This is a genomic window from Paracoccus lichenicola (assembly GCF_009708075.1).
GTDB lineage: Bacteria > Pseudomonadota > Alphaproteobacteria > Rhodobacterales > Rhodobacteraceae > Paracoccus > Paracoccus lichenicola.
The window spans coordinates 53,024-79,000 of sequence record NZ_WMBT01000002.1; the positions used below are offsets into that span (position 1 = coordinate 53,024).

Consider the following 25,977-nt stretch of genomic DNA (forward strand, 5'->3'; position numbering starts at 1 on the left):
TGAATTGGTCCGCGGCGGACAGGCCGCCACGGGGTATGCCCTTTATGTTAGGGTTGACGCGCGCCCGTCACAATCCCCAACAAGTCTATTTCTTCTCGGGTTCCGCCTTGCCGCGCGGCGCGACGACTTCGTCGATCAAACCCCAGTCCTTTGCCTCCTCGGGCGACATGAAGCGGTCACGCTCCAACGCTTCCTCGACTTCGGGCAGGTCGCGACCGGTGTGCTTGACGTAAATCTCGTTCAACCGGCGCTTCAGTTTTTCGGTTTCGCGCGCATGGATCAGGATGTCGGTGGCCTGCCCCTGGAACCCGCCCGAGGGCTGGTGGACCATCACCCGGCTGTTGGGCAGCGAATAGCGCAGCCCCGGCTCGCCCGCGGCCAGCAGCAGCGACCCCATCGACGCGGCCTGCCCCACGACCAGCGTGGACACGCGCGGCCGGATATACTGCATCGTGTCATAGATCGACAGGCCCGAGGTCACGACACCGCCGGGACTGTTGATGTACATGCTGATGTCCTTGTTCGGATTTTCCGCTTCCAGGAACAGCAATTGCGCGCAGATCAGGGTGGACATGCCGTCATGGACCGGTCCCGAGACGAAGATGATCCGTTCCTTGAGCAGGCGCGAGAAGATGTCGTAGGCCCGTTCCCCGCGCGAGGTCTGTTCGACCACCATGGGAACGAGGGTGTTCATGTAGAATTCTGCCGGATCGGTCATCGTCTGTCCTTGCCTTGTGTCCCTGCTTGCGCGATTCGTCAGGGCGCTGATCCCATCTGTTAGCCGCGAAAGGTTGACAGAGTCTTAGTAACGGGCAAGGTCCGCCGCAAGGCATGGAACGAACTTCGCCCGCACGGGCCGCAGGAGGAACGCGTGAAGCTGATCGTCGGCCTGGGCAATCCCGGCGCGAAATACGCGGCGAACCGCCACAATATCGGCTTCATGGCCGTGGACCGGATTGCCGCCGATCACGGTTTTTCGCCGTGGAAGGCGCGTTTTCAAGGCCTTGTGTCCGAAGGGCGGCTTGGGGCCGAACGCGTCGTGCTGCTGAAGCCGCAGACCTTCATGAACCTGTCGGGCCAGTCCGTGGGCGAGGCGATGCGCTATCTGAAGCTGACCCCCGCCGACGTGATCGTGATGCATGACGAGCTGGACCTGGCCCCCGGCAAGTGCCGTGTCAAGCAGGGCGGCGGCCATGCGGGCCATAACGGGCTGCGGTCCATCCACCAGCATGTCGGCGCGGAATACGGCCGCGTCCGCCTGGGGATCGGCCATCCCGGCCACAAGGACCGGGTCGCGGGTCATGTGCTGTCGGACTTTGCCAAGGCGGACGGCGACTGGCTGGACGACCTGCTGCGCGGCGTCTCGGACGGGGCCAAGGCCCTGGCCGCGGGCGACGGCCCGCGCTTCCAGAACGCCGTGGCGGCCCGGATGCAGCCCGCGCGGAACAGCGGCACCCGGCCCGTGGCCGAAAAGCCTGCCCCGGCGCCCGCTGCCCCCGCAGAGCCTGCGAGCCTGCCCGACAAGCTGCGGCAGTTGACCGATCGTTTCCGCCAGCGGTGATCGGCGCGGGACTTGGCGCGCCCGCCGCATGGCTGTAGCCTGTCACAAGGAGGACATGCCATGGAACCATCGCTGAACGTGCTGGGAACCCGGCTGGAGCCATGCTCGATGAAGCCGCTGACGGGCTTTTATCGCAACGGCTGCTGCGATACCGGGCAGGGTGACGCCGGCAGCCATACGGTTTGCGTGATCGTCGATGCCGAATTCCTGGCGGTGTCGAGATACCTGGGCAACGACCTGTCCACGCCGCGTCCCGAGTTCCGCTTCGACGGGTTGAAGCCCGGCGACCGCTGGTGTCTGTGCGCCGCGCGGTTCCTGCAGGCCGCCCAGGAATTCGCCGCCCCCAAGGTGGTGCTGGCCGCGACCCATGCCCGCGCCACCGACATCGTGCCCCTGGCGCTGTTGCAGGCCCACGCGGCGGACGCGCGCACCTGAAACATCAAGGATCTGACAATGACGAAAGCCCTTGCGCTTGCCGTGGCGCTGGCCCTCGGACTGCCCGTGGCGGGCGCCGCCCAGGCGATCCGGCCCGACGACCAGGCGCGGCTGGACCAGCTGGACGCGGCGGCGGGCAAGGCCCTGCTGCAGGTGCTGTCGCTGGGCAGCGACGAGGAGATCGTTTCCGCCATCAACGCCTTGCAGGGACCGGGCATGGCGCCCAACCAGTCCTTGGCGGACAGCCTGCCGGGCGATTGGCAATGCGCCATGGTCAAGATGGGCGGCGTGATGCCGCTGGTCGCCTATCCCCCCTTCCGCTGCCGGATCGAGGCGCGGGACGGCATCCTGCATTTCGACAAGCTGACCGGATCGCAGCGCACCAGCGGCACGATCCAACAGATCGGGGACCGCTGGATCTATCTGGGATCGTCCTTCGTGGGGGGACAACAGCCCCGGCCCTACGCCGATTTTCCAGCCGAAATCGACACCGGCGCGACCGAGACGCTGCCCGATGTCGGCGTGCTGGAGGTTCTGGGCCAGGATCGGGCGCGGCTGGTGATGCCGCTGCCCTATCGTGAATCGGTCCTGAACGTGCTGGTGCTGACGCGCTGAGGCTTCACGCCTCGACCTTCACGCCCAGGTGCTTGGCGACGGTGAAGATGTCCTTGTCGCCGCGCCCGCACATGTTCATCACGATCAGGTGGTCGCGCGGCAGGCCGGGGGCGATCTTCATCACGTGGGCCAGGGCGTGGCTGGGTTCCAGTGCGGGGATGATGCCTTCCTGGGCACAGCACAGCTGGAACGCCTCCAGCGCCTCATCATCGGTGATGCTGACATATTCGGCGCGGCCCGTGTCGTGCAGCCAGGCATGTTCCGGCCCGATGCCGGGATAATCCAGCCCGGCGCTGATCGAATGGCCTTCCAGGATCTGGCCTTCGTCATCCTGCAACAGATAGGTGCGGTTGCCGTGCAGGACGCCCGCGCGGCCCCCGGAAAGGCTGGCGCAATGCTCCAGGCGGTCGTCCACGCCCTTGCCCCCGGCCTCGACCCCGATGATGCGGACTTCCTTGTCGTCCAAAAAGGGATGGAACAGGCCCATGGCGTTCGATCCGCCGCCAATGGCCGCGACGATGGTGTCGGGCAGGCGGCCTTCGCGGGGCAGGATCTGTTCCTTGACCTCTTTCCCGATGATCGACTGGAAGTCGCGCACCATGGCCGGATAGGGATGCGGTCCCGCGACCGTGCCGATGCAATAGAAGGTGTCGCGCACGTTCGTGACCCAATCGCGCAGGGCGTCGTTCATGGCGTCCTTCAGCGTGCCGCGGCCGCTGGTGACGGGCACCACCTCGGCCCCCAGCAGGCGCATCCGGAAGACGTTGGGCGCCTGGCGTTCCACGTCATGGGCGCCCATGTAGACGATGCATTTCAGCCCGAAGCGCGCGCAGACGGTGGCGGTCGCCACGCCATGCTGGCCCGCGCCGGTTTCGGCGATGATCCGGGTCTTGCCCATGCGGCGCGCCAGCAGGATCTGGCCCAGCACGTTGTTGATCTTGTGCGCGCCGGTGTGGTTCAACTCGTCGCGCTTCATGTAGATCTTGGCGCCGCCCGCGTATTCCGTCAGGCGTTCCGCGAAATAGAGCGGCGAGGGACGGCCGACGTAATGCGTCCACAGGTCGTTCATCTCGGCCCAGAAATCCGGGTCGGTCTTGGCGCGTTCGTATTCGGCCTCCAGATCCAGGACCAGCGGCATCAGCGTCTCGCTGACGAAGCGGCCGCCATAGATGCCGAAGCGGCCCTGTTCGTCGGGACCGGTCTTGTAGCTGTTCACCAGATCATCTGCCATCGGACGCGCCTTCGTTAAGATGCAAGCAAGCCGTCATAACGCCGACGGTCGCGGACGGAAAGGCCAAGGTCAGCCTGCCGCCGCGATAAAGGCACGGATCAGCGCCTCGTCCTTCACCCCCGGCTCGATCTCGACGCCCGACGACACGTCGACGGCAGGGGCGCCGGTCAGGCGGATCGCCTCGGCCACGTTCTGCGCGGTCAGTCCGCCCGCCAGCATCCAGGGGCGCAGCCACTTGCGCCCGACCAGAAGGCGCCAGTCGAAAGCCAGCCCGTTGCCGCCCGGCAGATCGGCGCCTTTCGGGGGCTTGGCATCGACCAGCAGCATGTCGGCCACCAGGCCATAATCGGTCAGCGCGGGCAGGTCGTCAGGTCCCGACAGGCCCACCGACTTCATCACCGGCAGGCCGGTCAGCGCCTTGACGGCGGCAACGCGGTCCGGGCTTTCGGAACCGTGAAGCTGGATGATGTCCAAGGGCACCCGGGCCAGCGTCTCGGTCAGCAGGGCGTCGTCGGGATCGACGAACAGCCCCACCCGCGCGACGCCGACCGGGACATGGGCCGCCAGCTCGGCGGCCTCGTCGATGGACACGGCGCGGGGCGATTTCGGAAAGAAGACCAGGCCCACATAGCGCGCCCCGGCCTCGGCTGCGGCAACGATGTGTTCGGGCCGCCGCAGACCGCAGATCTTGACCTGGGCCATGTCCTAGGACCGGGCGGGCAGCGTGGTTCCCGACGCAGGCGCGGTCGGGGCTGCGGGGACGGCAGGCGGGGCGTTCTTCGGGCGCTCGAGGATCGCCAGAACCTCGTCCTTGGGCGCGGCGTGGCGGTCGCGCAGGTGGCCGACCTCGCTCTCCAGCTTGGCGGCGCGGCCGGCGTGAAGGCGTGCCTCGCGGCGGATGTGGGATTCGCGCAGCCACTCCCAGACCAGGCCGGCCAGCATCCCGACGGCAAAGGCCAGGAAGATGACCAGGAACAGCGGAAGATCGACCGACCAGCGCCCGCCCAGGTATTGTCCGAAATTCGCGGGAAAGGCGGACAGCGTGACGATGTCGCGGTTGGCCAGGGCAACCGCGACCAGGATGATTGCCAGCAGCACGATGAAGATCAGGCGAAGAAAGCGCATCGGTGGTCCTTGCTTGCGGCCGCCGGGTGCGGCCGTGGTTCCTGCAGCGGTTTTGCCCCGTCAGGCGTCCCCGTTCAACCGATCGCGCAACAGTTTTCCGGTCTTGAAGAAGGGGACATATTTCTGATCGACATCGACCGACTCCCCTGTCCGGGGATTGCGGCCGGTCCGGGAGTCGCGCTTTTTCACCGAAAAGGCGCCGAAGCCGCGAAGTTCGACCCGATCACCGCGGGCCATGGCGTTGATGATCTCCTCGAAAACCGTGTTCACGATCCGCTCGACATCGCGCCGGAACAGATGCGGGTTTTCGTCAGCAATAAGCTGGATCAGTTCGGAACGGATCATCATCCCCCCAGATGGCGTAACGGCTGCATGAGGTCGTTCGCACAGCTTGCGACAAGAAGGCAACGCAGGAAAAGGTCCCAAGTTTCCATAGCGATGCCAGTTTTGGCCCCGCCGCGCAAGAGAGCTGGAAGCCTGCTGCCTGTCCCTTGGGCATGAAAAGGCCCGCCCCCGCAACCGCAGGGACGGGCGATGTCAGACGGATGAACCGGCGATCAGCGGTCGCGGTTCAGCGCGGCGCCCAGGATGTCGCCCAGCGAGGCACCCGAATCCGAGCTGCCGTACTGGTCGATGGCTTCCTTTTCCTCGGCGATCTCGCGCGCCTTGATCGACAGGCCCAAGCGGCGGGTCTTGGTGTCGATGTTGGTCACGCGGGCATCGACCTTGTCGCCGACGCCGAAACGCTCGGGGCGCTGGTCCTGGCGGTCGCGGGCCAGATCGGACCGGCGGATGAACGACTTGACGCCGTTGTATTCCACCTCGATCCCGCCATCCTCGATCGCCGTCACTTCCACGGTGACGACCGAGCCACGCTTCACGCCGTCAACGGCTTCGGCCATGTGCTCGTTTTCCAGCGACTTGATCGACAGGCTGATGCGTTCCTTTTCGACATCCACGTCCTGGACGACGGCTTTCACCACATCGCCCTTGCGGAAGTCCTGGATCGCGTCCTCGCCGCGGGCATCCCACGAGATGTCCGACAGGTGGACCATGCCGTCGATATCGCCGTCCAGGCCCACGAACAGACCGAATTCGGTGATGTTCTTGACCTCGCCTTCGATGACGGTGCCCGAGGGATGCGTTTCCGCAAAGACTTCCCACGGGTTGCGCTGCGTCTGCTTCAGGCCCAGGGACACGCGGCGCTTGGCCTCGTCGATCTCCAGCACCATCACGTCAACCTCTTGCGAAGTGGACACGATCTTGCCCGGATGGACGTTCTTCTTGGTCCAGGACATTTCGCTGACGTGGACCAGACCCTCGACGCCGGCTTCCAGTTCGACGAAGGCGCCATAGTCGGTGATGTTGGTCACGCGGCCCTGGTGAACCGAGCCGATCGGGAACTTGTCGCCCACGGTGTCCCACGGATCGGACTGGAGCTGCTTCATGCCCAGGCTGATGCGGTGGCTGTCCTTGTTGATCTTGATGACCTGGACCTTCAGGGTCTCGCCGATCGACAGGATCTCGGACGGGTGGTTGACGCGGCGCCAGGCCATGTCGGTGACGTGCAGCAGCCCGTCAACGCCGCCCAGATCGACGAATGCGCCGTATTCGGTGATGTTCTTGACGACACCATCGACGGTCTGGCCTTCGGTCAGGTTGGCAATGACCTCGGCGCGCTGTTCGGCGCGGGATTCTTCCAGGATGGCACGGCGCGACACGACGATGTTGCCCCGGCGGCGGTCCATCTTGAGGATCTGGAACGGCTGCTTCAGGCCCATCAGGGGACCGGCGTCGCGCACGGGGCGCACATCGACCTGGCTACCGGGCAGGAAGGCCACGGCGCCGCCCAGATCGACGGTGAAGCCGCCCTTGACGCGGCCAAAGATGGCGCCTTCGACGCGCTCTTCATCGGCATAGGCTTTTTCCAGGCGATCCCAGGCTTCTTCGCGGCGGGCTTTCTCGCGCGAGATGCTGGCTTCGCCGCGGGCGTTTTCCACGCGGTCCAGATAAACCTCGACCTCGTCCCCAACCTTGATGTTGGGTTCTTCGCCGGGGTTCGCGAATTCCTTGAGATCGACGCGGCCTTCCATCTTGTAGCCAACGTCGATGATGGCCTGTCCCGCCTCGATGGCGATGACGCGGCCCTTGACGACCGAACCTTCGTCCGGCGTGTCGATGTCGAAGCTTTCGTTCAGGAGGGCTTCGAATTCCTCCATGGTCGCTTTAGCGCACATATATGATCGGTTTCCTTTACGACGATTTTTACTGGCCATGCGGTTGGCTCCGCCGGTCTTTATGGCGTCCTTCGGCAACGACAAAGGGTCGCGGCATGACGCCCGACCCGTTCCGATGCGGTCTGTTCTGACCCTGTCGCCCAAAGACTGACGGTCATATAGTCGCGCAGGGCCTTCAAGACAACACAAAAGGTGGTGGCGCGGTTATGGCCGGCGGGAAAGATCGCTTGCGCGGCAAGTCGGGGCGGCGATAGGTTCGCCGGGACATATCGCACGAGGACCCGATGATCCGCCCTGCCCTTCTGCTTGCCATGACGGCCGTGCCCGCCATGGCCGGGGACGTGACGGTCTTTGCCGCCGCCTCGCTGAAGAACGCCCTGGACGAGATCGCAACGGGCTTCACGCAGGATACCGGCCACCAGGTGAGGATCTCCTATGCGGGGTCGAACGCGCTGGCCAGGCAGATCATTGAGGGCGCGCCTGCCGACCTGTTCATCTCGGCCAGCGGCGAATGGATGGACGAGGTCGAAAAGGCCGGGCTTGTGCGGGACCGGGCCGACCTGCTGGGCAACCGGCTGGTGCTGGTCGCGCATGGCGACGTTGCGCCCGTTACGATTTCGGCGGACACGGATCTGGCGGCGATGCTGGACAGCGGCAAGCTGGCCATGGCGCTGGTCGATTCCGTGCCCGCCGGGCAATACGGCAAGGCGGCCCTGGACAGCCTGGGCCTGTGGGACGAGGTGAGGGCCGACGTGGCGCAATCCGACAACGTGCGCGCGGCCCTGGCCCTGGTCGCGACCGGCGAGGCGCCGCTGGGCATCGTCTATGCCACCGACGCCACCGCCGAGGACGACGTGACCGTCGTGGGCGAGTTTCCCAAGGGCAGCCATCCCCCGATCACCTATCCCGCCGCGCTGCTGGCCGGGGCGGATGAGGCCGACCGCGCCTTTTACGACGCGCTGAGGGGCGATGCCGCCGATGCGATCTTTGCCAGGCACGGCTTCACGGTGGCGGACTGACTTGGGCGACTGGCTGACCCCCGACGCGTGGCAGGCCGTCCGCCTGTCGCTGACGGTCTCGCTGTGGGCGGTGGCCGCCAGCCTGCCGTTGGGGATCCTTGTGGCCTATGCCCTGGCGCGGTGGCGCTTTCCGGGGCATGGGCTTCTGAACGGGCTGGTGCATCTGCCGCTGGTGCTGCCGCCGGTCGTCACGGGCTATCTGCTGCTGCTGACCTTCGGGCGGCGCGGTTGGGTCGGGCAATGGCTGGACCAGGTGGGCATCGTCCTGGCCTTCCGCTGGACCGGCGCGGCGCTGGCCGCCGCCGTCATGGCCTTCCCGCTGATGGTCCGCGCCATCCGCCTGTCGATCGAGGCGGTGGATCCCCGGCTGGAACAGGCGGCATCGACGCTAGGCGCGCCGCGCGTGTGGGTGTTCCTGACCGTCACCCTGCCGTTGATCCTGCCGGGTATCCTCGCGGGCGCGATCCTGGCCTTCGCCAAGGCCATGGGCGAATTCGGCGCGACGATCACCTTCGTGTCGAACATCCCCGGGCAGACGCAGACCCTGCCCTCGGCCATCTACGCCTTTCTGCAAGTGCCGGGGGGCGAGGGTGCCGCCGCCCGGCTGGTCCTTATCGCCATCGCCATCGCCATGGCCGCGCTGTTTTTGTCGGAATGGCTGTCGCGCCTTGTCGCGCGCCGCATCCGGGGGCTGTGATGCTGTCCGTCGCGCTGCGCCATGCCTTCCCCGGCTTCACGCTGGATGCCGGTTTCGAGGCGCCTGCCGGGCTGACGGCGTTGTTCGGGCAATCAGGCTCGGGCAAGACAACGGTCGTCAACGCCGTCGCCGGTCTGCTGCGCCCGCAGTCGGGGCGCATCGCGGTGGGCGATACTGTGCTGACCGACAGCGGGCGGGGCATCTTCCTGCCGCCGCACCGGCGCGGCATCGGCTATGTCTTCCAGGAAGCGCGGCTGTTTCCGCACCTGACCGTCCGGCAGAACCTGCTGTATGGTCACTGGTTCACGGGCCGGGGCCGCCAGCCCGACCTGCCGCGCGTGGTCGAGATGCTGGGCATCGGTCCCCTGCTGCCCCGCCGCCCCGCCGCGCTGTCGGGGGGCGAACGCCAGCGAGTCGCGCTTGGCCGGGCGATCCTGTCGCATCCCCGGATGCTGCTGATGGACGAACCCCTGGCCGCCCTTGACCAGCCCCGGAAAGAGGAAATCCTGCCCTATCTGGAACGCCTGCGCGACCATGCCGGGCTGCCGATCCTGTATGTCAGCCATTCCCCGGCCGAGGTCGCGCGCCTTGCCACCACGGTCGTGCTGCTGGACCGGGGCCGCGTCACCGCAGCCGGGCCGGTCGCCGCCATGCTGTCCGATCCGGCCATCGCTCCGTTGCTGGGCTTGTCGGAAACCGGCGCCATCCTGGCTGCCCGGGTCGAGGCGCAAGAGGCCGACGGGCTGACGCGCCTGTCCACGCCCTCGGGTCCCCTGTTCCTGCCGCGGGTCAAGGCGGACGTGGGGGCCATGCTGCGGCTGAGGATCCTGGCGCAGGACGTGATGATCGCGACTGCCGCGCCGCAGGGCATCTCGGCGCTGAACGTGGTGCCCGTGCAGGTGCGCGACCTGACCCCCACCGGGGACGGCGTGCTGGTGCGGCTGGACGCAGGCGATCAGGTGATCCTGTCGCGGATCACGGCGCGGTCAGCCGCAGCCCTGAATCTGCGGCCCGGTCTGGCCGTTCACGCGGTGCTGAAGGCGGTTTCCGTGGCCCCCGGCACGATCGGCGTTTCCGCCGGCTGATGGGCCACCCAGATCCCGCTTTCGCGCGAGAAATGCTCGTATTCCGGCGGGCGGAAGGATGGCTCGTCCATGGGGGCGATGTGGCGCTCGATGGTGAGCAACGGCCCGTCCAGTTGCAACACGGCAAATTCGTTCTGCCGGTCCGAGGGGCGTCCGCACAGGGCCGTGCCCGCCTGGACCTGCAGCACGCCCCGATGCGCCGTCTGGTCCAGCATCGCCCCCGTCGCCCAGACATGCAGGTGCCCCGACAGCACGATCTGCGCGCCCGCGCGTTCCAGCCGGGCCAGGGCCTCGGGCGCGCGGAGGGTCGGTTCCTTGTCCACCTCGGCCAGCTGTTCCAGCGGGTGATGCAGGGCCACGATGTTCATCGCCTGCGGGTCGAGTCCGCCGATCAGCCGCCCGATTTCTCCCTCGCGGATGATGCCGCGCTGCACGGCGAAGGGATCGACGCTGTTCAGCCCCAGCACCCGGACCGCGCCCGCCTGCCGCGTGGGCGTCAGGTCCGGTCCCATCACGCGGCGAAAGCCCGCATAGGGCGCCAGATAGCGGACGGCCAGATTGTAAAGCGGCACGTCATGGTTGCCCGGCACGGCCATCAGAGGCGCCTCGATCCGCTTCAGGAAGGCCGCCGCCTGGGCATACTGGTCGCGCCGCCCGCGATGCGTCACGTCGCCGGTCACGACCACCAGATCGGCGCGGGCGCGGTTGACGCGCTCCAGCAGGGCGTCGGTCAGCGCCGCGCGGTGAAGGCCGAAATGCAGGTCCGACAGGTGGACGATGCGCGTCACGCCTCGGCGCCCTTGGTCTTGCTGCTGCCGTCGGCGGGGACCAGCACCTTCAGCGCGCCATGCCGGACCTGCAGGTCGAAGGGGCTGACCATGCGGGTCTTTTCACCGTCATGGGCGATCAGCTGCTGGCGCTTGCCGGTCTCGATCGTCAGGCTGTCGGTGATGATCAGGTCGAAGTCGCTGTCCTTGGCGCTAAGCCCGAAGGCCAGCCGAAAGGCCGACCGCAGCAGCGGCAGGGGGCGGCGCGCCCTGGCGATCAGCACGGCGAAATTGCCCGCCCGGATCGCATCCGCGCCGTCCAGCCCGAAGGAATCCAGCTGATAGGCGCTGCGGGCGACAAAGACCAGGGCGGTGGTGAAGTTCCGCGCTTGCCCATCGACCTTGGCCGTCAGCCGCATCGGATGGCGCAGCCGCCGCATCGCCACCAGCACCGACCAATAGGCCGCAAGGCGCGACCGGCCCCAGCGTTTGTAAATCCCCTCGCGCGTCTTGAGGATGTGCGGATAGGCGCCCAGGCTGACATTGTTCAGGAAGACCAGGTTCTCGATCTGGCCGACATCCACGCGCCGGACCCGCGCGTCCAGCAGCGTTTCCAGGGCGTCCTCGACCGTCTCGCCCACGCCCAGGTCGCGCGCGAAATAGTTGAAGGTGCCGCCCGGCAGCACGCCCATCGCCGTCTCGGTGCCCGCCAAGGCCCCCGCGACCGCCGACTGGGTTCCGTCGCCGCCATAGGCCACCACGATGTCGAAGCCATCCTCGACCGCCTGGCGGGCAAGGCCGGGCAGTCGCTCGCCCCGGTCGGTTTCGCGCAGGGCGAATTCGGCGACCCGGCCTTCCAGCGCCTCGCGGATGGCCCGGGCCTGCTGCTTGCCGTCCTTCTTGCCCGACCCCAGATTGCCGATCACGCATAAACGGCAGGCGGACAGGTCCACCTTGTCGGCTGTATCGCGCATCCGTCCCCCGATGTGGTTTCCCTCACCAACACGCAGGCGGGGGCGACGGTTTCACGGGCGCGGGATCAAAGGTGCCGCACGGCCTCCTGGACCGAGGGGCGCAGCCCCGCGCCGCCGCTTTCGGCATAGGATTTCAACTGCTCGCGCATCCGGGGTTCCCAGTAATCCTTCATGTGCGCGGCGATCTTGTCGGGGGCATGGCCCGGCTGCGTGTCGAAGAAGGTGGCGATCTGGTTGGCCATGGTGACCATCTTTTCAGGCGACATCGGAAACCTCGGCGCGCAGCCGCTGGGGGTGGCAGAACAGATCGAACCCCTCGCCCCGCGCGAAGGCGGCAAGGGTCAGCCCCGCGCCTTCGGCCAGGCGCAGGGCGTGCAGCGTGGGGGCGGACACGGCGATCAGCACGGCGCAGCCCGCCATCACGCATTTCTGCACCATCTCGGTGGACACCCGGCTGGTCAGGACGATGGCGCCCTGCGCGGGGTCGATCCCCTGCCGGGCCATGGCGCCGATCAGCTTGTCCAGGGCATTGTGGCGGCCCACATCCTCTCGCGCCAGGACGACGCCCTGGCCCGGCAGCAGGAAGCCCGCCGCATGGACCGCGCGCGTGCGGTCGTGCAAGGGCTGCCAGCCGCGCAGCGAGTCGGTGGCCGCCGCGATCTCGTCAACCGTCAGGGTCGGACCCACGCCCGCTAGGCTTGGCAGGGACCGCACCGCGGCCTCGATGCTGTCGATGCCGCAGAGGCCGCAGCCGACCGGTCCCGCCAAGGACCGGCGGCGGGCGGCAAGCTGGGCGCCGCGATCTTCGGCCAGCCACATCTGCGCCTCGATCCCCTCCGGATGGGCGATCACGTCGCATGTGGCGATCTGGTCCAGGCCAGTCACGATGCCTTCGGTCAGCGAAAAGCCCACCGCGAAGTCCTGAACATCGGCGGGCGTCGCCATCATCACGGCATGGGTGGTGCCGTCATAGACCATGGCGATGGCCGTTTCCTCGGGCAGCGCGCGCGTGACCGCGACGTGGCTGCCGGGCCGATGGTGGGTCGCATCCGTGGCCCCGAAGGGCGGCGGCAGGGTCATGGCCTACTCCGCGGCGGTCAGGATCCGCCGCGACCGTTCGGCCTGTTCGGCATAGCTTTCCTGCCACTCCGAAGGACCGTTCGAGGGGCTGACCTGCACCGCCGTCACCTTGAATTCCGGGCAGTTCGTCGCCCAGTCCGAAAAATCGGTCGTGACCACGTTAGCCTGGGTCGAGGGGTGATGGAAGGTCGTATAGACCACCCCCGCCGCCACCCGATCGGTCAGCACCGCCCGCAGCGTGGTTTCGCCCGCGCGGGATGCCAGCCGCACCCAATCGCCGTCGTTGATGCCGCGGTTTTCCGCATCGTGGGGATTGATCTCCAGCACGTCCTCGGGGTGCCAGACCACGTTGTCGGTCCGCCGGGTCTGGGCGCCCACGTTGTATTGCGACAGGATCCGCCCCGTGGTCAGCAGCAGCGGGAAGCGCGGGCCGGTGCGTTCGTCGGTCGCGACATATTCCGTGACCATGAAATGCCCCTTGCCCGAGACGAAGCCGTCCACATGCATCAAGGGCGTCCCGTCCGGCACCGCCTCGTTGCAAGGCCACTGGACCGAACCCTTCTCCTCCAGCACCTCATAGGACACGCCGGCGAAGCTGGGGGTGGTGGCGGCGATCTCCTCCATAATCTGGCGGGGATGGGTATAGCGCCAGTTCGCGCCCATGGCGTTCGCCAGAAGCTGCGTGACTTCCCAATCCTCATAGCCGTTGCGGGGGGCCATCACCTTGCGGACGCGGTTGATGCGGCGTTCGGCATTGGTGAAGGTGCCGTCCTTTTCCAGGAAGGTCGAACCCGGCAGGAAGACATGGGCATAGTTCGCGGTCTCGTTCAGGAACAGGTCGTGGACGATCACGCATTCCATCGCGGCCAGACCCGCCGCGACGTGGTGGGTGTCGGGGTCGGATTGCAGGATGTCCTCGCCCTGGCAATAAAGGCCCTTGAAGGTGCCCTCGACCGCCGCGTCCAGCATGTTGGGGATGCGCAGGCCGGGTTCGGGGTCGATCTCGCAGTTCCAGGCCTTCTCGAAAATCGCGCGGACATCGGGCAGCTTGACGTGGCGATAACCGGGCAGTTCGTGGGGGAAGCTGCCCATGTCGCAGCTGCCCTGCACGTTGTTCTGGCCGCGCAAGGGGTTCACGCCCACACCGGGACGGCCGATATTGCCGGTCAGCATGGCAAGGTTGGCAATGCCGATCACGGTGGTGGAGCCTTGGGAATGTTCCGTCACGCCCAAGCCATAATAGATCGCGCCGTTGCCGCCGGTGGCATAAAGCCGCGCCGCCGCGCGCAGGTCCGCCGCCGGAACGCCGGTCAGCAGTTCCACGTTTTCCGGCGCATGGCGCGGGTCGCTGACGAAATCGACATAGAACTGGAATTCGTCCCAATCGCAGCGGGTGCGGATGAAGTCTTCGTCGAACAGCCCCTCGGTCACGATCACATGCGCCATGGCGGTGACGACGGCGACGTTGGTGCCGGGCCTCAAGGGCAGGTGATATTCCGCCTGGATGTGCGGCGAGCGCACGATGTCGGTGCGGCGCGGATCGACCACGATCAGCTTGGCCCCCTGGCGCAGGCGCTTTTTCAACCGGCTGGCAAAGACAGGGTGCCCATCAGTGGGGTTCGCGCCGATCACCATCACCACGTCGGCTTGTTCCACCGAGTCGAAATCCTGCGTCCCTGCCGAGGTGCCATAGGTCTTGCCCAACCCGTATCCGGTCGGCGAATGGCAGACACGGGCGCAGGTGTCGGTGTTGTTGTTGCCGAAGACCGCGCGGGTCAGTTTCTGCACCAGATAGGTTTCCTCGTTGGTGCAGCGGCTGGAGGTGATGACGCCCACCGACTTGCGGCCATACTTTTCCTGGATGCCGCGCATCCTGGCGGCGGCAAAGGCCATCGCCTCGGGCCAATCCACCTCGCGCCACGGCTGGTCGATGGTGTCGCGGATCATGGGTTTCAGGATCCGGTCCTTGTGCTGGGCATAGCCATAGGCGAAGCGGCCCTTGACGCAGCTATGCCCCCGGTTCGCCTTGCCGTGCTTGTAGGGGACCATGCGCACCAGCTGGTCGCCGTTCAGTTCCGCCTTGAAGCTGCAACCCACGCCGCAATAGGCGCAGGTGGTGATGACCGACCGTTCCGGCGTGCCCAACTCGATCACCGATTTCTCCTGCAAGGTCGCGGTCGGGCAGGCCTGCACGCAGGCCCCGCAGGACACGCAGTCCGAGGTCAGGAAATCGTCGCCAATGGCCCCCGCCTTGACGCGGCTGTCAAAGCCGCGCCCCTCGATGGTCAGGGCGAAGGTGCCCTGCACTTCCTCGCAGGCGCGGACGCAGCGCGAGCAGACGATGCACTTGGCCGGGTCATAGGTGAAATACGGGTTGCTTTCGTCCTTGGGGGTGTAATTCGCGTTGACACCCACCCCGTCGCGTTGGGCGAAGTGGTTGAGAAGCGTCGCCCCCTCGGGCGCTTTATACCGCACGTCGCGCAGGCCGACGTTGCCCGCCATGTCCTGCAATTCGCAATCACCATTGGCCGCGCAGGTCAGGCAGTCGAGAGGGTGGTCCGAGATGTAAAGCTCCATCACGCCCTTGCGCATCCGGCGCAGCTTGTCGGACTGGGTGTGGACGACCATGCCTTCGGTCACCGGAGTGGTGCAAGACGCGGGCGTGCCGCGCCGGCCTTCGATCTCCACGACGCAGAGGCGGCAGGATCCGAAGGCTTCGAGGTTGTCGCTGGCGCACAGCTTCGGGACCATGATCCCGGCCTCGGCGGCGGCGCGCATGACGGACGTGCCTTCGGGAACGGTGATGTCGATCCCATCGACGTTCAGCGTCACCGGCAAGCCGACCTTGGCAGGCGTGCCCATGTCGCGGTCGTCGCCCGGCGGGTATTGGGGGATGATGAAGTCTCTCATTCGGCTGCCTCCCGATAGGTGGCGAAATCGTCGGGGAAATTTCTCAGTGCGGACATGACCGGGAAGGGCGTGAAGCCGCCAAGCGCGCACAATGATCCGTCCTTCATCGTCTCGCACAGGTCGGTCAGCAGCGGGATCGCCGCCGCGTCGCCCTGGGCGATGCGGTCGATGGTTTCCACCCCGCGCACCGCGCCGATCCGGCAGGGCGTGCATTTGCCGCAGGATTCGACGGCGCAGAACTCCATCGCGAAGCGCGCCATGCGCAGCATGTCCACGGTGTCGTCAAAGACCACCAGACCGGCATGGCCGATCAGCCCGCCGTTCTGGTCGAATTCCTCGTATCCCATGGGCGTGTGGAACTGGTCGATGTGCATATAGGCGCCCAAGGGGCCGCCGACCTGCACCGCCTTGACGGGCCGCCCGCTGGCCGTGCCGCCGCCGATGTCGTTCACGACCTCGCCCAGGGTCAGGCCGAAGGCGGTCTCGAACAGCCCGCCGCGCTTGACGTTTCCGGCGATCTGCAAGGTGACGGTGCCGCGCGACCGGCCCAGGCCGAAATCGGCGTAATGCTTGGCACCCCGTTCGAAGATCACCGGGATCGTGGTCAGCGAGATGACGTTGTTCACGACCGTGGGTTGGCCCAGGAAGCCCTGCAACGCGGGCAAAGGCGGCTTGGCGCGCACGGTGCCGCGCTTGCCTTCCAGGCTGTTCAGCAGCGACGTTTCCTCGCCGCAGACATAAGCGCCCGCGCCGGTGCGGACCTCCATGTCGAAGGCGCGGCCCGATCCCAGCACGTCTGCGCCCAGCAGGCCCCGCTGGCGGGCGATCTTCACCGCTTGCGTCAGGATGGCGATGGCGTCGGGATATTCCGAGCGCAGATAGACATAGCCGCGCGTGGCGCCAACCCCCAGACCAGCAATCGCCATGCCTTCGATCAGTTGGAAGGGATCGCCCTCGATGATCATGCGGTCTGCGAAGGTGCCGCTGTCGCCCTCGTCGGCGTTGCAGACGATGTATTTCTGCGGGGCTTCGGCTTCGGCCACGGTCTTCCACTTGATGCCGGTGGGGAAACCCGCGCCGCCGCGCCCGCGAAGGCCGCTGTCGATGACTTCCTGCACGATCCGGGCCTTGGTCATGGTCAACGCGCGGCGCAGGCCGACAAGGCCGCCGTTGGCCTGATAGTCGTCCATGTCCAGCGGGTCGATCACGCCGCAGCGGGCAAAGGTCAGGCGGGTCTGGCGGGCGAACCAGTCGATGTCCTCGACCCGGCCCAACCCGTTCAGCTTGCCATCGAGCAGGTCGGGCACCTGGTCGGGGGTCACGTTTCCGTAACCGATGCGGCCCTGGGGCGTCTCGACCTCGACCAGGGGTTCCAGCCAGACCATGCCGCGGGTGCCGTTGCGGACGATCCGGATGTCGATGCCACGTGCCGCCGCCTGACGCGCAAGCGCATCGGCCACGTCATCCGCGCCAAGCGCCTTGGCGGCGCTGTCCAAGGGAACGAAGACCTTCATGCGCCCACCTCGGCCAGGATGCGGTCCATCCGGGCATCATCGACGCGGCCCACGACGCGGCCATCGACCATGGCGGCGGGGGCGCAGGCGCATAGCCCCAGGCAATAGACGGGTTCCACCGTCACCGCGCCGTTGGGGGTGGTGCCGTGCCAGCCGATCCCCAGCTTTTGCAGGGTGGATTCGGCCAGGGCATTGGCTCCCATGGACTGGCAGGCCTCGGCCCGGCAGATCTTCAGGACGTGCCGGCCCGCCGGATGGTCGCGGAAATCGTGATAGAAGCTGATGACGCCATGCACCTCGGCCCGGCCCAGGTTCAGGATGTCGGCCAGCACCGGCACGGCGGCCTGCGGGACATGGCCCCAGGTATCCTGCAACGCGTGCAGCATCGGCAGAAGTGGCCCTTCCAGGGAAGCAAGCGGCGCGACGATGCCCCGGATCTCCTCCTCGGTCGGGGCTGGCGCATGGGAATGCATATGCTGGCCTTTCGACGATCCTCTGGCGCATATCCAAGCACGCTGCACATTCCGAAATCAATATCGTTGTTTCGTCAGTTGATAGAAATCATCTATCGTTCGCCATGCGTCGCGCCTCGGTCAGCAGGGCCTCCAGCACAGGCGTATGGGGTTCGCGCCATGGTGCCACGAGGCCCACGGCATGGCTGGCGCCATCGCCGTCCAGGGGAATGGTCCGCAGCGGCTTGCCCTGGGTCAGGAAACCCGCGATGTCCTCGGGCAGGATGGTGATCCAGCCGCCTTCCAGCACATGGGCGACCAGCACCACGGTGGAACTGGATTCGACGGTGGCCTGAGGGGTCACGCCCGCCTCGATCAGGTTGCGGTTGATGATGCGGCGGTTCTGCATGTCGCTGGTCAGCAGGCACAGCCGATGCCCCGCCAGATCGGACCACCCCACGCGGTCCTGCCCGGCCAGCGGCGAGTCCGCACCGCAGACCAGCATGTAGCGTTCGTCGTAAAGGCTGACGGTGCTGACCCGGCCCAAGGGTTCGTTGTCCAGATAGGAAATCCCCGCGTCCACGGTCAGGTCGTCGATCATCTGAAGGATCTCGACCGAGGTGCGCGACAGGATGGTCATGCCCACATTCGGATGGGCCGCGCCGAAGCGGGCGCTGATCCAGGCGGCCCAGGTCAGTGCCGTGGGGATCACGGCGATGCGCAACTGGCCCGACAGCCCATGGCGCGTGGCCCGCATCTCCTCGCGCAACTGGCGGGTGTCGCCGACGATGCGGCGCGCCCAGACCAGGGCGGACTGGCCTTCGGGCGTCAGCCCGCCGAAGCGCGAGCCGCGAAAGACCAGCAGCACGCCAAGCTGTTCCTCGAGTTGCTTGATGCCCGCCGACAGGGTGGGCTGCGTGATGCCCAAGCTGGCGGCGGCGCGGCCGAAGTGGCGTTCCTTGGCGACGGCCAGGAACATCTCCAGCTTGTCGATCATTCGGCGGGCGCGGGCGCCGCCTGATCCTGCCGCGCCTTGCGGCCGCCCAGAAGCCGGACCATCAGCACGAAGAACAAGGGCGCGAACAGGATGCCCAGCACCGTGGAAGCAACCGTCCCGCCGATCACCGTGGCGCCGATGGCGTTGCGGCCATTGGCCCCTGCCCCGGTGGACAGCACCAGCGGCAGTACGCCCAGCGTGAAGGCGATCGAGGTCATGACGATGGGGCGGAACCGCTGGCGCGCGGCCTCGACCACGGCCTTGAACAGGGGGACGCCGTGTTCGGACTGTTCGCGCGCGAATTCGACGATCAGGATGGCGTTCTTGCCGGTCAGGCCGATCACGGTCAGCAGGCCCACCTGGAAGAACACGCCGTTGTCGAAGCCGCCGAAGTAAGCGCCCGCAAGCGCGCCCAGCACGCCGATGGGCATGACCAGGATCACCGCCAGCGGGATCGACCAGCTTTCGTAAAGCGCGGCCAGGCACAGGAAGACGGCGGCCAGCGACATCGCGTAAAGCAGCGTCGTCTGGTCGCCGGATTCCTGTTCCTCGAGCGACAGGCCCGTCCAGGCCACGGCATAGCCCGGCATCTGCGACACCAGGTTTTCCACCTCGGCCATCGCCTCGCCCGTGCTGACGCCAGGGGCGGGGCTGCCCTGGATCTGCATGGCCGGGATGCCGTTGTAACGGTTCAGCCCCTGCGGCCCGAAGGTCCATTCCCCCGCCGAGAAGTTCGAGAAGGGCACCAGCCCGCCGCTGGCATTCCTGACGCGCCACTTGTCGAAATCGCTGGGGGCGGACCGCGATGTCGCCTCGCCCTGGACATAGACGCGCTTGATGCGGCCGCGGTCCACGAAGTCGTTCACGTAGCGGCCCGTCCAGGCCACCTGAAGCAGGTTCGCCACATCGGTCGCCGTGACCCCCATGGCGCCTGCCTGCCGCCAGTCGATGTTCAGCTTGAACTGGGCCGCATCCTCAAGCCCCGAGGGGCGGGTCTGCGTGATCACCTGGCTTTGCGAGGCCATGCCCAGGAACTGGTTGCGGGCCGCCAGCAATTCCTCGTGCGATTGGCCGCCGCGGGCCTGAAGGTAGAAGTCGAAGCCCGAGACGTTGCCAAGCTCGATCACCGAAGGGGGCACGATGGGGAACACCATCGCGTCCTGGATGCCGCTGAGCGCGCCGAAGGCCCGGCCCGCGACCGCCTGCACGGCCTGTTCGGGGTTGGGGCGTTCCTTCCAGTCCTTCATGCGCACGAAGGCCATGCCGACGTTCTGCCCCTGCCCCGCGAAGCTGAAACCCACGACGCCGAACATCGAATCGACCGAGTCCTTTTCCTGGGTCAGGAAGTAATCCTGCACCTGATCGACCACCGCCGCTGTGCGTTCCGCCGTGGCCCCGGTGGGTCCCTGGATCAGGACGAACATGATGCCCTGGTCCTCGTCCGGCAGGAAACCCTCGGGCGTGCGCAGGAACAGCAGCACCATGGCCGCGCCAAGCGCCGCATAGATCAGCAGCACCCGCAGCGGACGGCGCACGATCCAGCCCACCGCGCCGGTATAGCCGTCGGTCGTGCGGTCGAAGCTGCGGTTGAACCAGCCGAACAGCCCGCGCTTGGAATGATGGTCCTTGGACCGCAGCAGCGTGGCGCAGAGCGCCGGCGTCAGCGTCAGCGCGACCAGAACCGACAGCGCCATGGCCGAGACGATGGTGACCGCGAACTGCTGATAGATCACCCCGGTGGATCCGCCGAAGAAGGCCATCGGCACGAAGACCGCCGACAGGACCAGCGCGATGCCGATCAGCGCGCCGGTGATCTGGCCCATGGACTTGCGGGTGGCCTCGCGCGGCTCCAGCCCTTCGTCCTCCATGATCCGCTCGACGTTTTCCACCACCACGATGGCATCGTCCACCAGCAGGCCGATGGCCAGCACCATGGCCAGCATGGTCAGGGTGTTGATGGAAAAGCCGAAGGCCGCGATGATGCCGAAGGTGCCCAGCAGGACGATCGGCACGGCCAGCGTCGGGATCAGCGTCGCCCGCCAGTTCTGAAGGAAGACATACATGACGATGAAGACCAGCACGATGGCCTCGATCAGCGTCTTGACGACCTCCTCGATGGAGATTTCCACGAAGGGCGAGGTGTCGAAGGGGATCACGTATTCCACGCCCTCGGGGAAGAATTCGGCGAATTCGACCATGCGTTCCTTGACGCGTTCGGCGGTGTCCAGCGCGTTGGCCCCGGGCGCAAGCGACAGCGCCATCCCGGCGGCGGGACGCCCGTTATAGGTGGCCTCGGTCGCATAGCTTTCGGCCCCGACCTCGACCCGCGCCACGTCGCGCAGCAGGACCAGGCCGCCGTTCTCCTCGGCCCGCAGGACGATCTGGCGGAAATCCTCGGGCGTGGTCAGCAGGGACTGCGCGGTGACGGTGGCATTCAGCTGCTGGCCTTCTACCGTCGGCAGGTCGCCGAAGGCCCCGGCGGAAATCTGGGTGTTCTGCGCGGAAACCGACGCCACCACGTCCGACGGCGTGATCTCGTAGGCCGCCAGCTTGTCGGGATCCAGCCAGATGCGCATGGCATAGGGTGAGCCGAAGACCTGCACGCTTCCCACGCCCTCGACCCGGGACAGGTCGTCCACCAGGTTCGAGAACATGTAGTCCGAAAGGTCCGTCTGGTCATAGCTGTCGCTGCCGATCAGGCCGATCACCATCAGGAAGCCCGCGGTCGATTTCTCGACCACGACGCCCTGGCGCTGGACAGGTTCGGGCAGCAGGGGCGTGGCCTGCGACAGCTTGTTCTGGACCTGGACTTGGGCGATGTCCACGTCGGTGCCGGTCTCGAAGGTCAGCGTCGTCTCGGACGCGCCAGCCGAGGACGAACCCGACGAGATATAGCGCAATCCGTCAAGGCCGGTCATCTGCTGCTCGATCACCTGGGTCACGGTGTTCGAGATCGTCTCGGCGGACGCGCCGGGATAGGTCGCGCGGACCGTGACCGAGGGCGGCGCGATCTGCGGATATTGCGCGATGGGCAGCGACAGGATCGACAGGATGCCGATGCCCATGATGATGATCGAGATGACCCAGGCGAATACCGGACGGTCGATGAAGAAACGGGCCATGATCTGTCACGCCTTGCTTGTCTGGACCGTCAGTTGCCCGACGCGTCTGCGGTGTCTTCCGTGGCTTGTCCTGCGGGCGCGGGCTGTCCTTCGGCGGGCGCGGTCGCACCTTCCGCGCCGCGTTCCTGCGGCACCACCGTGGCGCCCGGTCCGATCCGCTGCAGCCCCGCCACGACCACGCGGTCGCCGGGCGCAAGCCCGTCCGTCACGATCCAGTGGTTGCCGCGGTCCTGGGCGACTTCCAGCGTGCGTTCCTCGACCACGTTCTGGTCGTTCACGACCATCGCCACGGGACGCCCGCGCCGGTCGCGGCTGACGGCTTCCTGCGGGGCCAGGATCGCGTCCTTCAACTGCCCCTGCGGGATGTCGGCCAGCACGAACATGCCCGGCAGCAGGAAGCCGTCGGGATTGGCGAATTCCATCCGCAGGGTGATGACGCCGGTGGTCTCATCGACATGCGGCTCGGCGGCGGTCATGGATCCGGTGTGTTCATAGGTGCTGCCGTCGGGAAGCCGCAGCGTCACGGTGCGGTCGGTGCCCCGGGGCAGCGCGGCTTCGGCACCCATGCGCTGCCAGCGGGTGATCTCGGCTGCGGATTGCGTGACATCGACGCGGACCGGGTCGATGCGGCGGATGACGGCCAGGGGCGTCGCCTGCCCGGCGGTGACCAGGGCGCCGGGGCTGGCCTGGGCCAGGCCGATCACCCCGTCCAGGGGGGCGGTGATGGTGGTGCGGTCCAAGTCGATCTGGGCCGTCAGCAATTGCGCCTCGGCGGCCTTGACGCCGGCTTCTGCCGCGTCGCGTGCGGCGATGGCGCTGTCCTGGGTCTGTTCGCTGGCCACGCGCCGGTCGCGCAGGGTCACGACACGCTCGGCTTCGCGGCGTGCGGCATCGGCCTGGGCCTGGGCCTGGGCCAGCGCCGCCTGCGCCTGCGCGACGGCGGCCCCATAGCTGCGGGGGTCGATGCGGTATAGGGGATCGCCCTCGGCCACCTCGCTGCCTTCCTCGAACAGGCGCTCGACGATCAGGCCGCCGACCTGGGGGCGCAACTCGGCCTCGGCCGAGGCGACGACGCGGCCCGGCAGGCTGGCGGTCAGGGTCACGTCCTCGGCCTTCAGGGTGACGACGGTGACGGCGGGGGGCGGCATCTCTCCGCCCGGGGCCTGGGCGGAAAGGCCATGCGGGGCCATTGCCGCGACCATGCCGGCAAGAACAAGGATTCGTGTCAGCGTCGCCATGCTGTCCATACCGTCTGGGATAAATAACCGATGCTGGCGCCTGCCCGTTCGCAAGGGCAGTCCGTCGCCGCCGCTCACGCTATCGTCAAGCGGCGGCAAGGACAACGGGTCCGTTGCGATTCCCGCGCTTTGTTCGGTGCTTGCCTCGTCCGGCGACACAAGGCACTGTGGATCCCATGGGCAAGAGGGGGGAGCCGATGCCAGCCTATCTGATCGCGGACGTGAAGGTGACGGATGATGCGTGGGTGCCCGATTACGCCGCCCGCGTCCACGAGATCGCGGCCCGGCACGGCGGCCGCTATCTGTCGCGGTCCGGCAATATCGACACGCTGGAGGGCACGCCCCTGGGCAGCACGCTGGTCGCCCTGATCGAGTTTCCCTCGAAGGAGGCCGCGCGGGCCTTTGCGACCGATCCCGAATACGCCCCCTTCGCCGAGGCGCGCAAGGCGGGCAGCGTAAGCAACTTTCACCTGATCGACGACACCGACCTGGCGGGCGCCATCCCCTATCTGCCCAAGGGGTGACGCATCACATCGCCGCGCCTGACTTCGGGGCGCAAGGAACAGGCCCGGCGGCTGGCCGATGTGGCCCGGCTGCAGTGCCGCCGACATTTCCACCAGCCATCCGGTTGAACTGCGCCCGTTTCCGCCTATTCTGCGATGCAACAGGCCTTCCGCACGACGGATAAGGAAAGACATGCCATGACCGACGACACCCGCCGCCGCGCCGAGGACATCCGCACCCAGATCGAGGATCTGACCCGCGTGTCCCTGCCGGAACCCAAGGCCGATCCCCTGTCGATCCGTGCCGCCGATCCCCAGCTGGCCGCCGAGATCCGCCGCCGCATGGACGAGATCGACCTGGGCGACACCGGATCCATCGTCCGCTTCGGCACCCGCGCGCAGGCGGGGTTGCAGGAAATCAGCCAGAAGATGCTGGCCGATGTCAAAAGCAAGGATGTCGGCCCGGCGGGCGAAAGCCTGCGCAACATCGTGACCACCATCCGCGGCTTTTCCACCAGCGAACTGGACGTGCGCCGGACGCGCAGCTGGTGGGAAAAGCTGCTGGGCCGGTCCGCGCCCTTCGCGAAGTTCGTGGCCAATTACGAACAGGTCCAGACCCAGATCGACCGCATCACGGTGGAACTGGAACGCCACGAACAGACCCTGCTGAAGGACATCAAGTCGCTGGATCTGCTGTATGACCACACGCTGAACTTCTATGACGAACTGGCGCTGTACATCGCTGCCGGAGAGGAGAAGCTGGCGGAACTGGACAGCAAGGTCATTCCCGACATGGAAGCCAGGGTCAAGGCCGCGCCCGAGGCCGAGCAGGTCATGCAGGCGCAGGCGCTGCGCGACCTGCGCGCGGTGCGCGACGATCTGGAACGGCGCGTCCACGACCTCAAGCTGACGCGGCAGGTGACGATGCAGTCCCTGCCCTCGATCCGGCTGGTGCAGGAAAACGACAAGTCGCTGGTGACGAAGATCAACTCGACCCTGGTGAACACCGTGCCGCTGTGGGAAACGCAACTGGCCCAGGCGGTGACGATCCAGCGCAGCGCCGAGGCCGCCCGCGCCGTCAAGGAGGCCAGCGACCTGACGAACGACCTGCTGACCCGCAACGCCGACAACCTGCGCCAGGCGAACGTGCAGATCCGCACCCAGACCGAACGCGGCGTCTTCGACATCAACGCGGTCAAGGCCGCCAACGCGCAACTGATCGCCACCATCGAGGACTCCTTACGCATCGCCGACGAAGGCCGCGCCCGCCGCGCCGCCGCCGAGGGCGAGCTGACCAAGATGGAGGCGGAGCTTCGCGACACGCTGGCCCGCGCGACGGCGAAGCGCCAGGATGGCCGGTCGGCGCCGGGGACGCCGTCGCGGCAATGACGGCAGGGTGGGTCGGGCTTTTGGGCCGGCTGCCCCTGCTGGGGCTTCTGGCCGTGGCCGCCTGCGGGGCGCCGGAACCGTCGCCGCCGGACCCGGAACCCCGGCCCGCAGTCAGGCCCGATCCTGGCCCCTCGCAGGAAGAATTGCGCAAGGCCCGCGCCGAACGCAACCGCGCCGCCAATGCCGCCGCAGCCGAGGCCCTTGTCCAGGCAAGCGCCACCAGCACCGCGCAGCGCGATTTCTATGACCGCGCCGAACGCGCCCTGCGCGCCCAGGGCAGGCTGCGCCGCGACCGGGTGCCGCAGGACGCCCCCATCGACGCCGAAACGCTGACGCGCAACTTCATCGCCGTCGCGTTGCGGGACGAATACGGGCAGGGCGGGATCCAGGCGGGCAATGGCGGCGCCGCGGCGCCCCTGCGCCGCTGGCAGGATCCCGTGCGGCTGCAGATCGAATTCGGCACCACCACCGACGTGGCGACGCGCCGCGCCTACCGCGTCGAGGTCAGCCAGTTCGCCGCCCGCCTGGCCGAGGCGACGGGCCACCGCGTGTCCCTGACCGACAGCGGCGGCAATTTCATCGTGATGGTCCTGTCCGACGACGAACGCCGCGCCATCGGCCCACGGCTGGCGCAGCTCGTGCCGGGCATTCCGGCGCAGGACATCGCCGTCATGCAGGATCTGGACGCCGACAACTTCTGCACGGTCTTCGCCTATTCGCGCGGCGCGGCGCCCGTCTATTCCAACGCCGTCGCCCTGATCCGGGCCGAGTTGCCGCCCCTGCTGCAAAGTTCCTGCATCCACGAGGAAGTGGCGCAGGGCATGGGTCTGGCAAACGACAGCCCCGAGGCCCGCCCCTCGATCTTCAACGACGACGAGGAATTCGCCCTGCTGACCCGGCATGACGAGCTGCTGCTGAAGATCCTGTATGACCCGCGCCTGCGCCCGGGCATGACGCGGGCCGAGGCCGAGCCGGTCGTCCGGCGGATCGCGACCGAGCTGCTGGGCCAGGACATCTGAAAGCCGT

Annotated in this window: 25 protein-coding genes; 9 read left to right on the forward strand and 16 right to left on the reverse strand. The window is 67.2% G+C overall.

Features of this window, described 5'->3' with window-relative positions:
- Positions 1–85: 85 nt before the first annotated feature.
- The gene (locus GIY56_RS03690) at positions 86–718 is read right to left on the reverse strand and encodes an ATP-dependent Clp protease proteolytic subunit (RefSeq protein WP_154763477.1); all 633 of its coding nucleotides are present in this window, start codon (positions 716–718) and stop codon (positions 86–88) included.
- A 153-nt stretch (positions 719–871) separates the two neighbouring features.
- Between GIY56_RS03690 and pth the strand changes: the two genes are divergently transcribed.
- The 3 genes from pth to GIY56_RS03705 are packed head-to-tail and all read left to right on the forward strand — an operon-like array spanning position 872 to position 2,611.
- A complete protein-coding gene (gene pth, locus GIY56_RS03695; RefSeq protein ID WP_328288427.1) occupies positions 872–1,561 on the forward strand; it encodes an aminoacyl-tRNA hydrolase in 690 nt (229 codons plus the stop codon).
- A 60-nt stretch (positions 1,562–1,621) separates the two neighbouring features.
- Positions 1,622–1,996: a DUF2237 family protein gene (locus GIY56_RS03700; protein WP_154763478.1), complete on the forward strand. Its 375-nt coding sequence runs from the start codon at positions 1,622–1,624 to the stop codon at positions 1,994–1,996.
- 18 nt (positions 1,997–2,014) lie between these two features.
- Complete coding sequence (locus tag GIY56_RS03705; protein ID WP_154763479.1) at positions 2,015–2,611, forward strand: DUF4893 domain-containing protein; 597 nt, start codon at positions 2,015–2,017, stop codon at positions 2,609–2,611.
- Between the two features lie 4 nt (positions 2,612–2,615).
- Here GIY56_RS03705 and trpB read toward each other — a convergent pair whose 3' ends face one another.
- The 5 genes from trpB to rpsA form a co-directional block, all read right to left on the reverse strand.
- Positions 2,616–3,842, reverse strand: coding sequence for a tryptophan synthase subunit beta (gene trpB, locus GIY56_RS03710; protein WP_154763480.1), 1,227 nt, complete (start codon positions 3,840–3,842; stop codon positions 2,616–2,618).
- Between the two features lie 69 nt (positions 3,843–3,911).
- A complete protein-coding gene (locus GIY56_RS03715) occupies positions 3,912–4,544 on the reverse strand; it encodes a phosphoribosylanthranilate isomerase (protein ID WP_154763481.1) in 633 nt (210 codons plus the stop codon).
- Between the two features lie 3 nt (positions 4,545–4,547).
- Positions 4,548–4,967, reverse strand: a complete 420-nt coding sequence (locus GIY56_RS03720; RefSeq protein ID WP_154763482.1) for a lipopolysaccharide assembly protein LapA domain-containing protein — start codon at positions 4,965–4,967, stop codon at positions 4,548–4,550.
- Positions 4,968–5,027: 60 nt separating this feature from the next.
- Positions 5,028–5,312, reverse strand: coding sequence for an integration host factor subunit beta (ihfB, locus tag GIY56_RS03725; RefSeq protein WP_154763483.1), 285 nt, complete (start codon positions 5,310–5,312; stop codon positions 5,028–5,030).
- Between the two features lie 212 nt (positions 5,313–5,524).
- Entirely contained in the window at positions 5,525–7,204 is a 1,680-nt protein-coding gene (rpsA, locus tag GIY56_RS03730) for a 30S ribosomal protein S1 (protein ID WP_154763484.1), read from the reverse strand.
- Positions 7,205–7,488: 284 nt separating this feature from the next.
- On the opposite strand from rpsA, the gene modA reads away from it, so the two are divergent.
- From modA to modC, 3 genes are read left to right on the forward strand one after another with little or no spacing between them, the layout of a single operon-like run.
- Complete coding sequence (gene modA, locus GIY56_RS03735; protein WP_154763485.1) at positions 7,489–8,223, forward strand: molybdate ABC transporter substrate-binding protein; 735 nt, start codon at positions 7,489–7,491, stop codon at positions 8,221–8,223.
- A 1-nt stretch (position 8,224) separates the two neighbouring features.
- Positions 8,225–8,920 (forward strand): molybdate ABC transporter permease subunit, encoded by a 696-nt coding sequence (modB, locus tag GIY56_RS03740; protein ID WP_154763486.1) that lies wholly within the window; start codon positions 8,225–8,227, stop codon positions 8,918–8,920.
- Positions 8,917–10,005, forward strand: a complete 1,089-nt coding sequence (modC, locus tag GIY56_RS03745; protein ID WP_328288428.1) for a molybdenum ABC transporter ATP-binding protein — start codon at positions 8,917–8,919, stop codon at positions 10,003–10,005. Before modB ends, modC begins: the two co-directional genes overlap by 4 nt.
- Here the strand turns inward: modC and GIY56_RS03750 are convergent.
- The 10 genes from GIY56_RS03750 to GIY56_RS03795 all read right to left on the reverse strand — a co-directional run bounded on the left by GIY56_RS03750 (position 9,945) and on the right by GIY56_RS03795 (position 23,059).
- Entirely contained in the window at positions 9,945–10,793 is an 849-nt protein-coding gene (locus GIY56_RS03750) for a metallophosphoesterase family protein (RefSeq protein ID WP_328288429.1), read from the reverse strand. The genes modC and GIY56_RS03750 overlap by 61 nt on opposite strands.
- Entirely contained in the window at positions 10,790–11,746 is a 957-nt protein-coding gene (locus GIY56_RS03755; protein ID WP_154763488.1) for a diacylglycerol/lipid kinase family protein, read from the reverse strand. The genes GIY56_RS03750 and GIY56_RS03755 overlap by 4 nt, the downstream gene beginning before the upstream one ends.
- 65 nt (positions 11,747–11,811) lie before the next feature.
- Positions 11,812–12,012 (reverse strand): formate dehydrogenase subunit delta, encoded by a 201-nt coding sequence (locus GIY56_RS03760; protein WP_154763489.1) that lies wholly within the window; start codon positions 12,010–12,012, stop codon positions 11,812–11,814.
- Positions 12,002–12,826: a formate dehydrogenase accessory sulfurtransferase FdhD gene (gene fdhD, locus GIY56_RS03765; protein ID WP_154763490.1), complete on the reverse strand. Its 825-nt coding sequence runs from the start codon at positions 12,824–12,826 to the stop codon at positions 12,002–12,004. The genes GIY56_RS03760 and fdhD overlap by 11 nt, the downstream gene beginning before the upstream one ends.
- 3 nt (positions 12,827–12,829) lie before the next feature.
- Complete coding sequence (gene fdhF, locus GIY56_RS03770; protein ID WP_154763491.1) at positions 12,830–15,736, reverse strand: formate dehydrogenase subunit alpha; 2,907 nt, start codon at positions 15,734–15,736, stop codon at positions 12,830–12,832.
- On the reverse strand, positions 15,733–17,250 hold the full coding sequence (locus GIY56_RS03775; RefSeq protein WP_154763492.1) for a formate dehydrogenase beta subunit: 1,518 nt from the start codon (positions 17,248–17,250) through the stop codon (positions 15,733–15,735). Before GIY56_RS03775 ends, fdhF begins: the two co-directional genes overlap by 4 nt.
- Complete coding sequence (locus tag GIY56_RS03780; RefSeq protein ID WP_154763493.1) at positions 17,247–17,723, reverse strand: formate dehydrogenase subunit gamma; 477 nt, start codon at positions 17,721–17,723, stop codon at positions 17,247–17,249. Before GIY56_RS03780 ends, GIY56_RS03775 begins: the two co-directional genes overlap by 4 nt.
- An 88-nt stretch (positions 17,724–17,811) precedes the next feature.
- Positions 17,812–18,699 carry a LysR family transcriptional regulator gene (locus GIY56_RS03785; protein ID WP_154763494.1) on the reverse strand — a complete coding sequence of 296 codons (888 nt, stop codon included), beginning with the start codon at positions 18,697–18,699 and terminating at the stop codon, positions 17,812–17,814.
- The gene (locus GIY56_RS03790; RefSeq protein ID WP_154763495.1) at positions 18,696–21,821 is read right to left on the reverse strand and encodes an efflux RND transporter permease subunit; all 3,126 of its coding nucleotides are present in this window, start codon (positions 21,819–21,821) and stop codon (positions 18,696–18,698) included. The genes GIY56_RS03785 and GIY56_RS03790 overlap by 4 nt, the downstream gene beginning before the upstream one ends.
- 29 nt (positions 21,822–21,850) lie before the next feature.
- A complete protein-coding gene (locus tag GIY56_RS03795) occupies positions 21,851–23,059 on the reverse strand; it encodes an efflux RND transporter periplasmic adaptor subunit (RefSeq protein ID WP_154763496.1) in 1,209 nt (402 codons plus the stop codon).
- Between the two features lie 197 nt (positions 23,060–23,256).
- On the opposite strand from GIY56_RS03795, the gene GIY56_RS03800 reads away from it, so the two are divergent.
- The 3 genes from GIY56_RS03800 to GIY56_RS03810 all read left to right on the forward strand — a co-directional run bounded on the left by GIY56_RS03800 (position 23,257) and on the right by GIY56_RS03810 (position 25,970).
- Positions 23,257–23,583 (forward strand): DUF1330 domain-containing protein, encoded by a 327-nt coding sequence (locus GIY56_RS03800; RefSeq protein WP_154763497.1) that lies wholly within the window; start codon positions 23,257–23,259, stop codon positions 23,581–23,583.
- A 177-nt stretch (positions 23,584–23,760) separates the two neighbouring features.
- Positions 23,761–24,951 (forward strand): toxic anion resistance protein, encoded by a 1,191-nt coding sequence (locus GIY56_RS03805; RefSeq protein WP_154763498.1) that lies wholly within the window; start codon positions 23,761–23,763, stop codon positions 24,949–24,951.
- Complete coding sequence (locus GIY56_RS03810) at positions 24,948–25,970, forward strand: DUF2927 domain-containing protein (RefSeq protein WP_154763499.1); 1,023 nt, start codon at positions 24,948–24,950, stop codon at positions 25,968–25,970. Before GIY56_RS03805 ends, GIY56_RS03810 begins: the two co-directional genes overlap by 4 nt.
- The last annotated feature ends 7 nt before the right edge of the window (positions 25,971–25,977 follow it).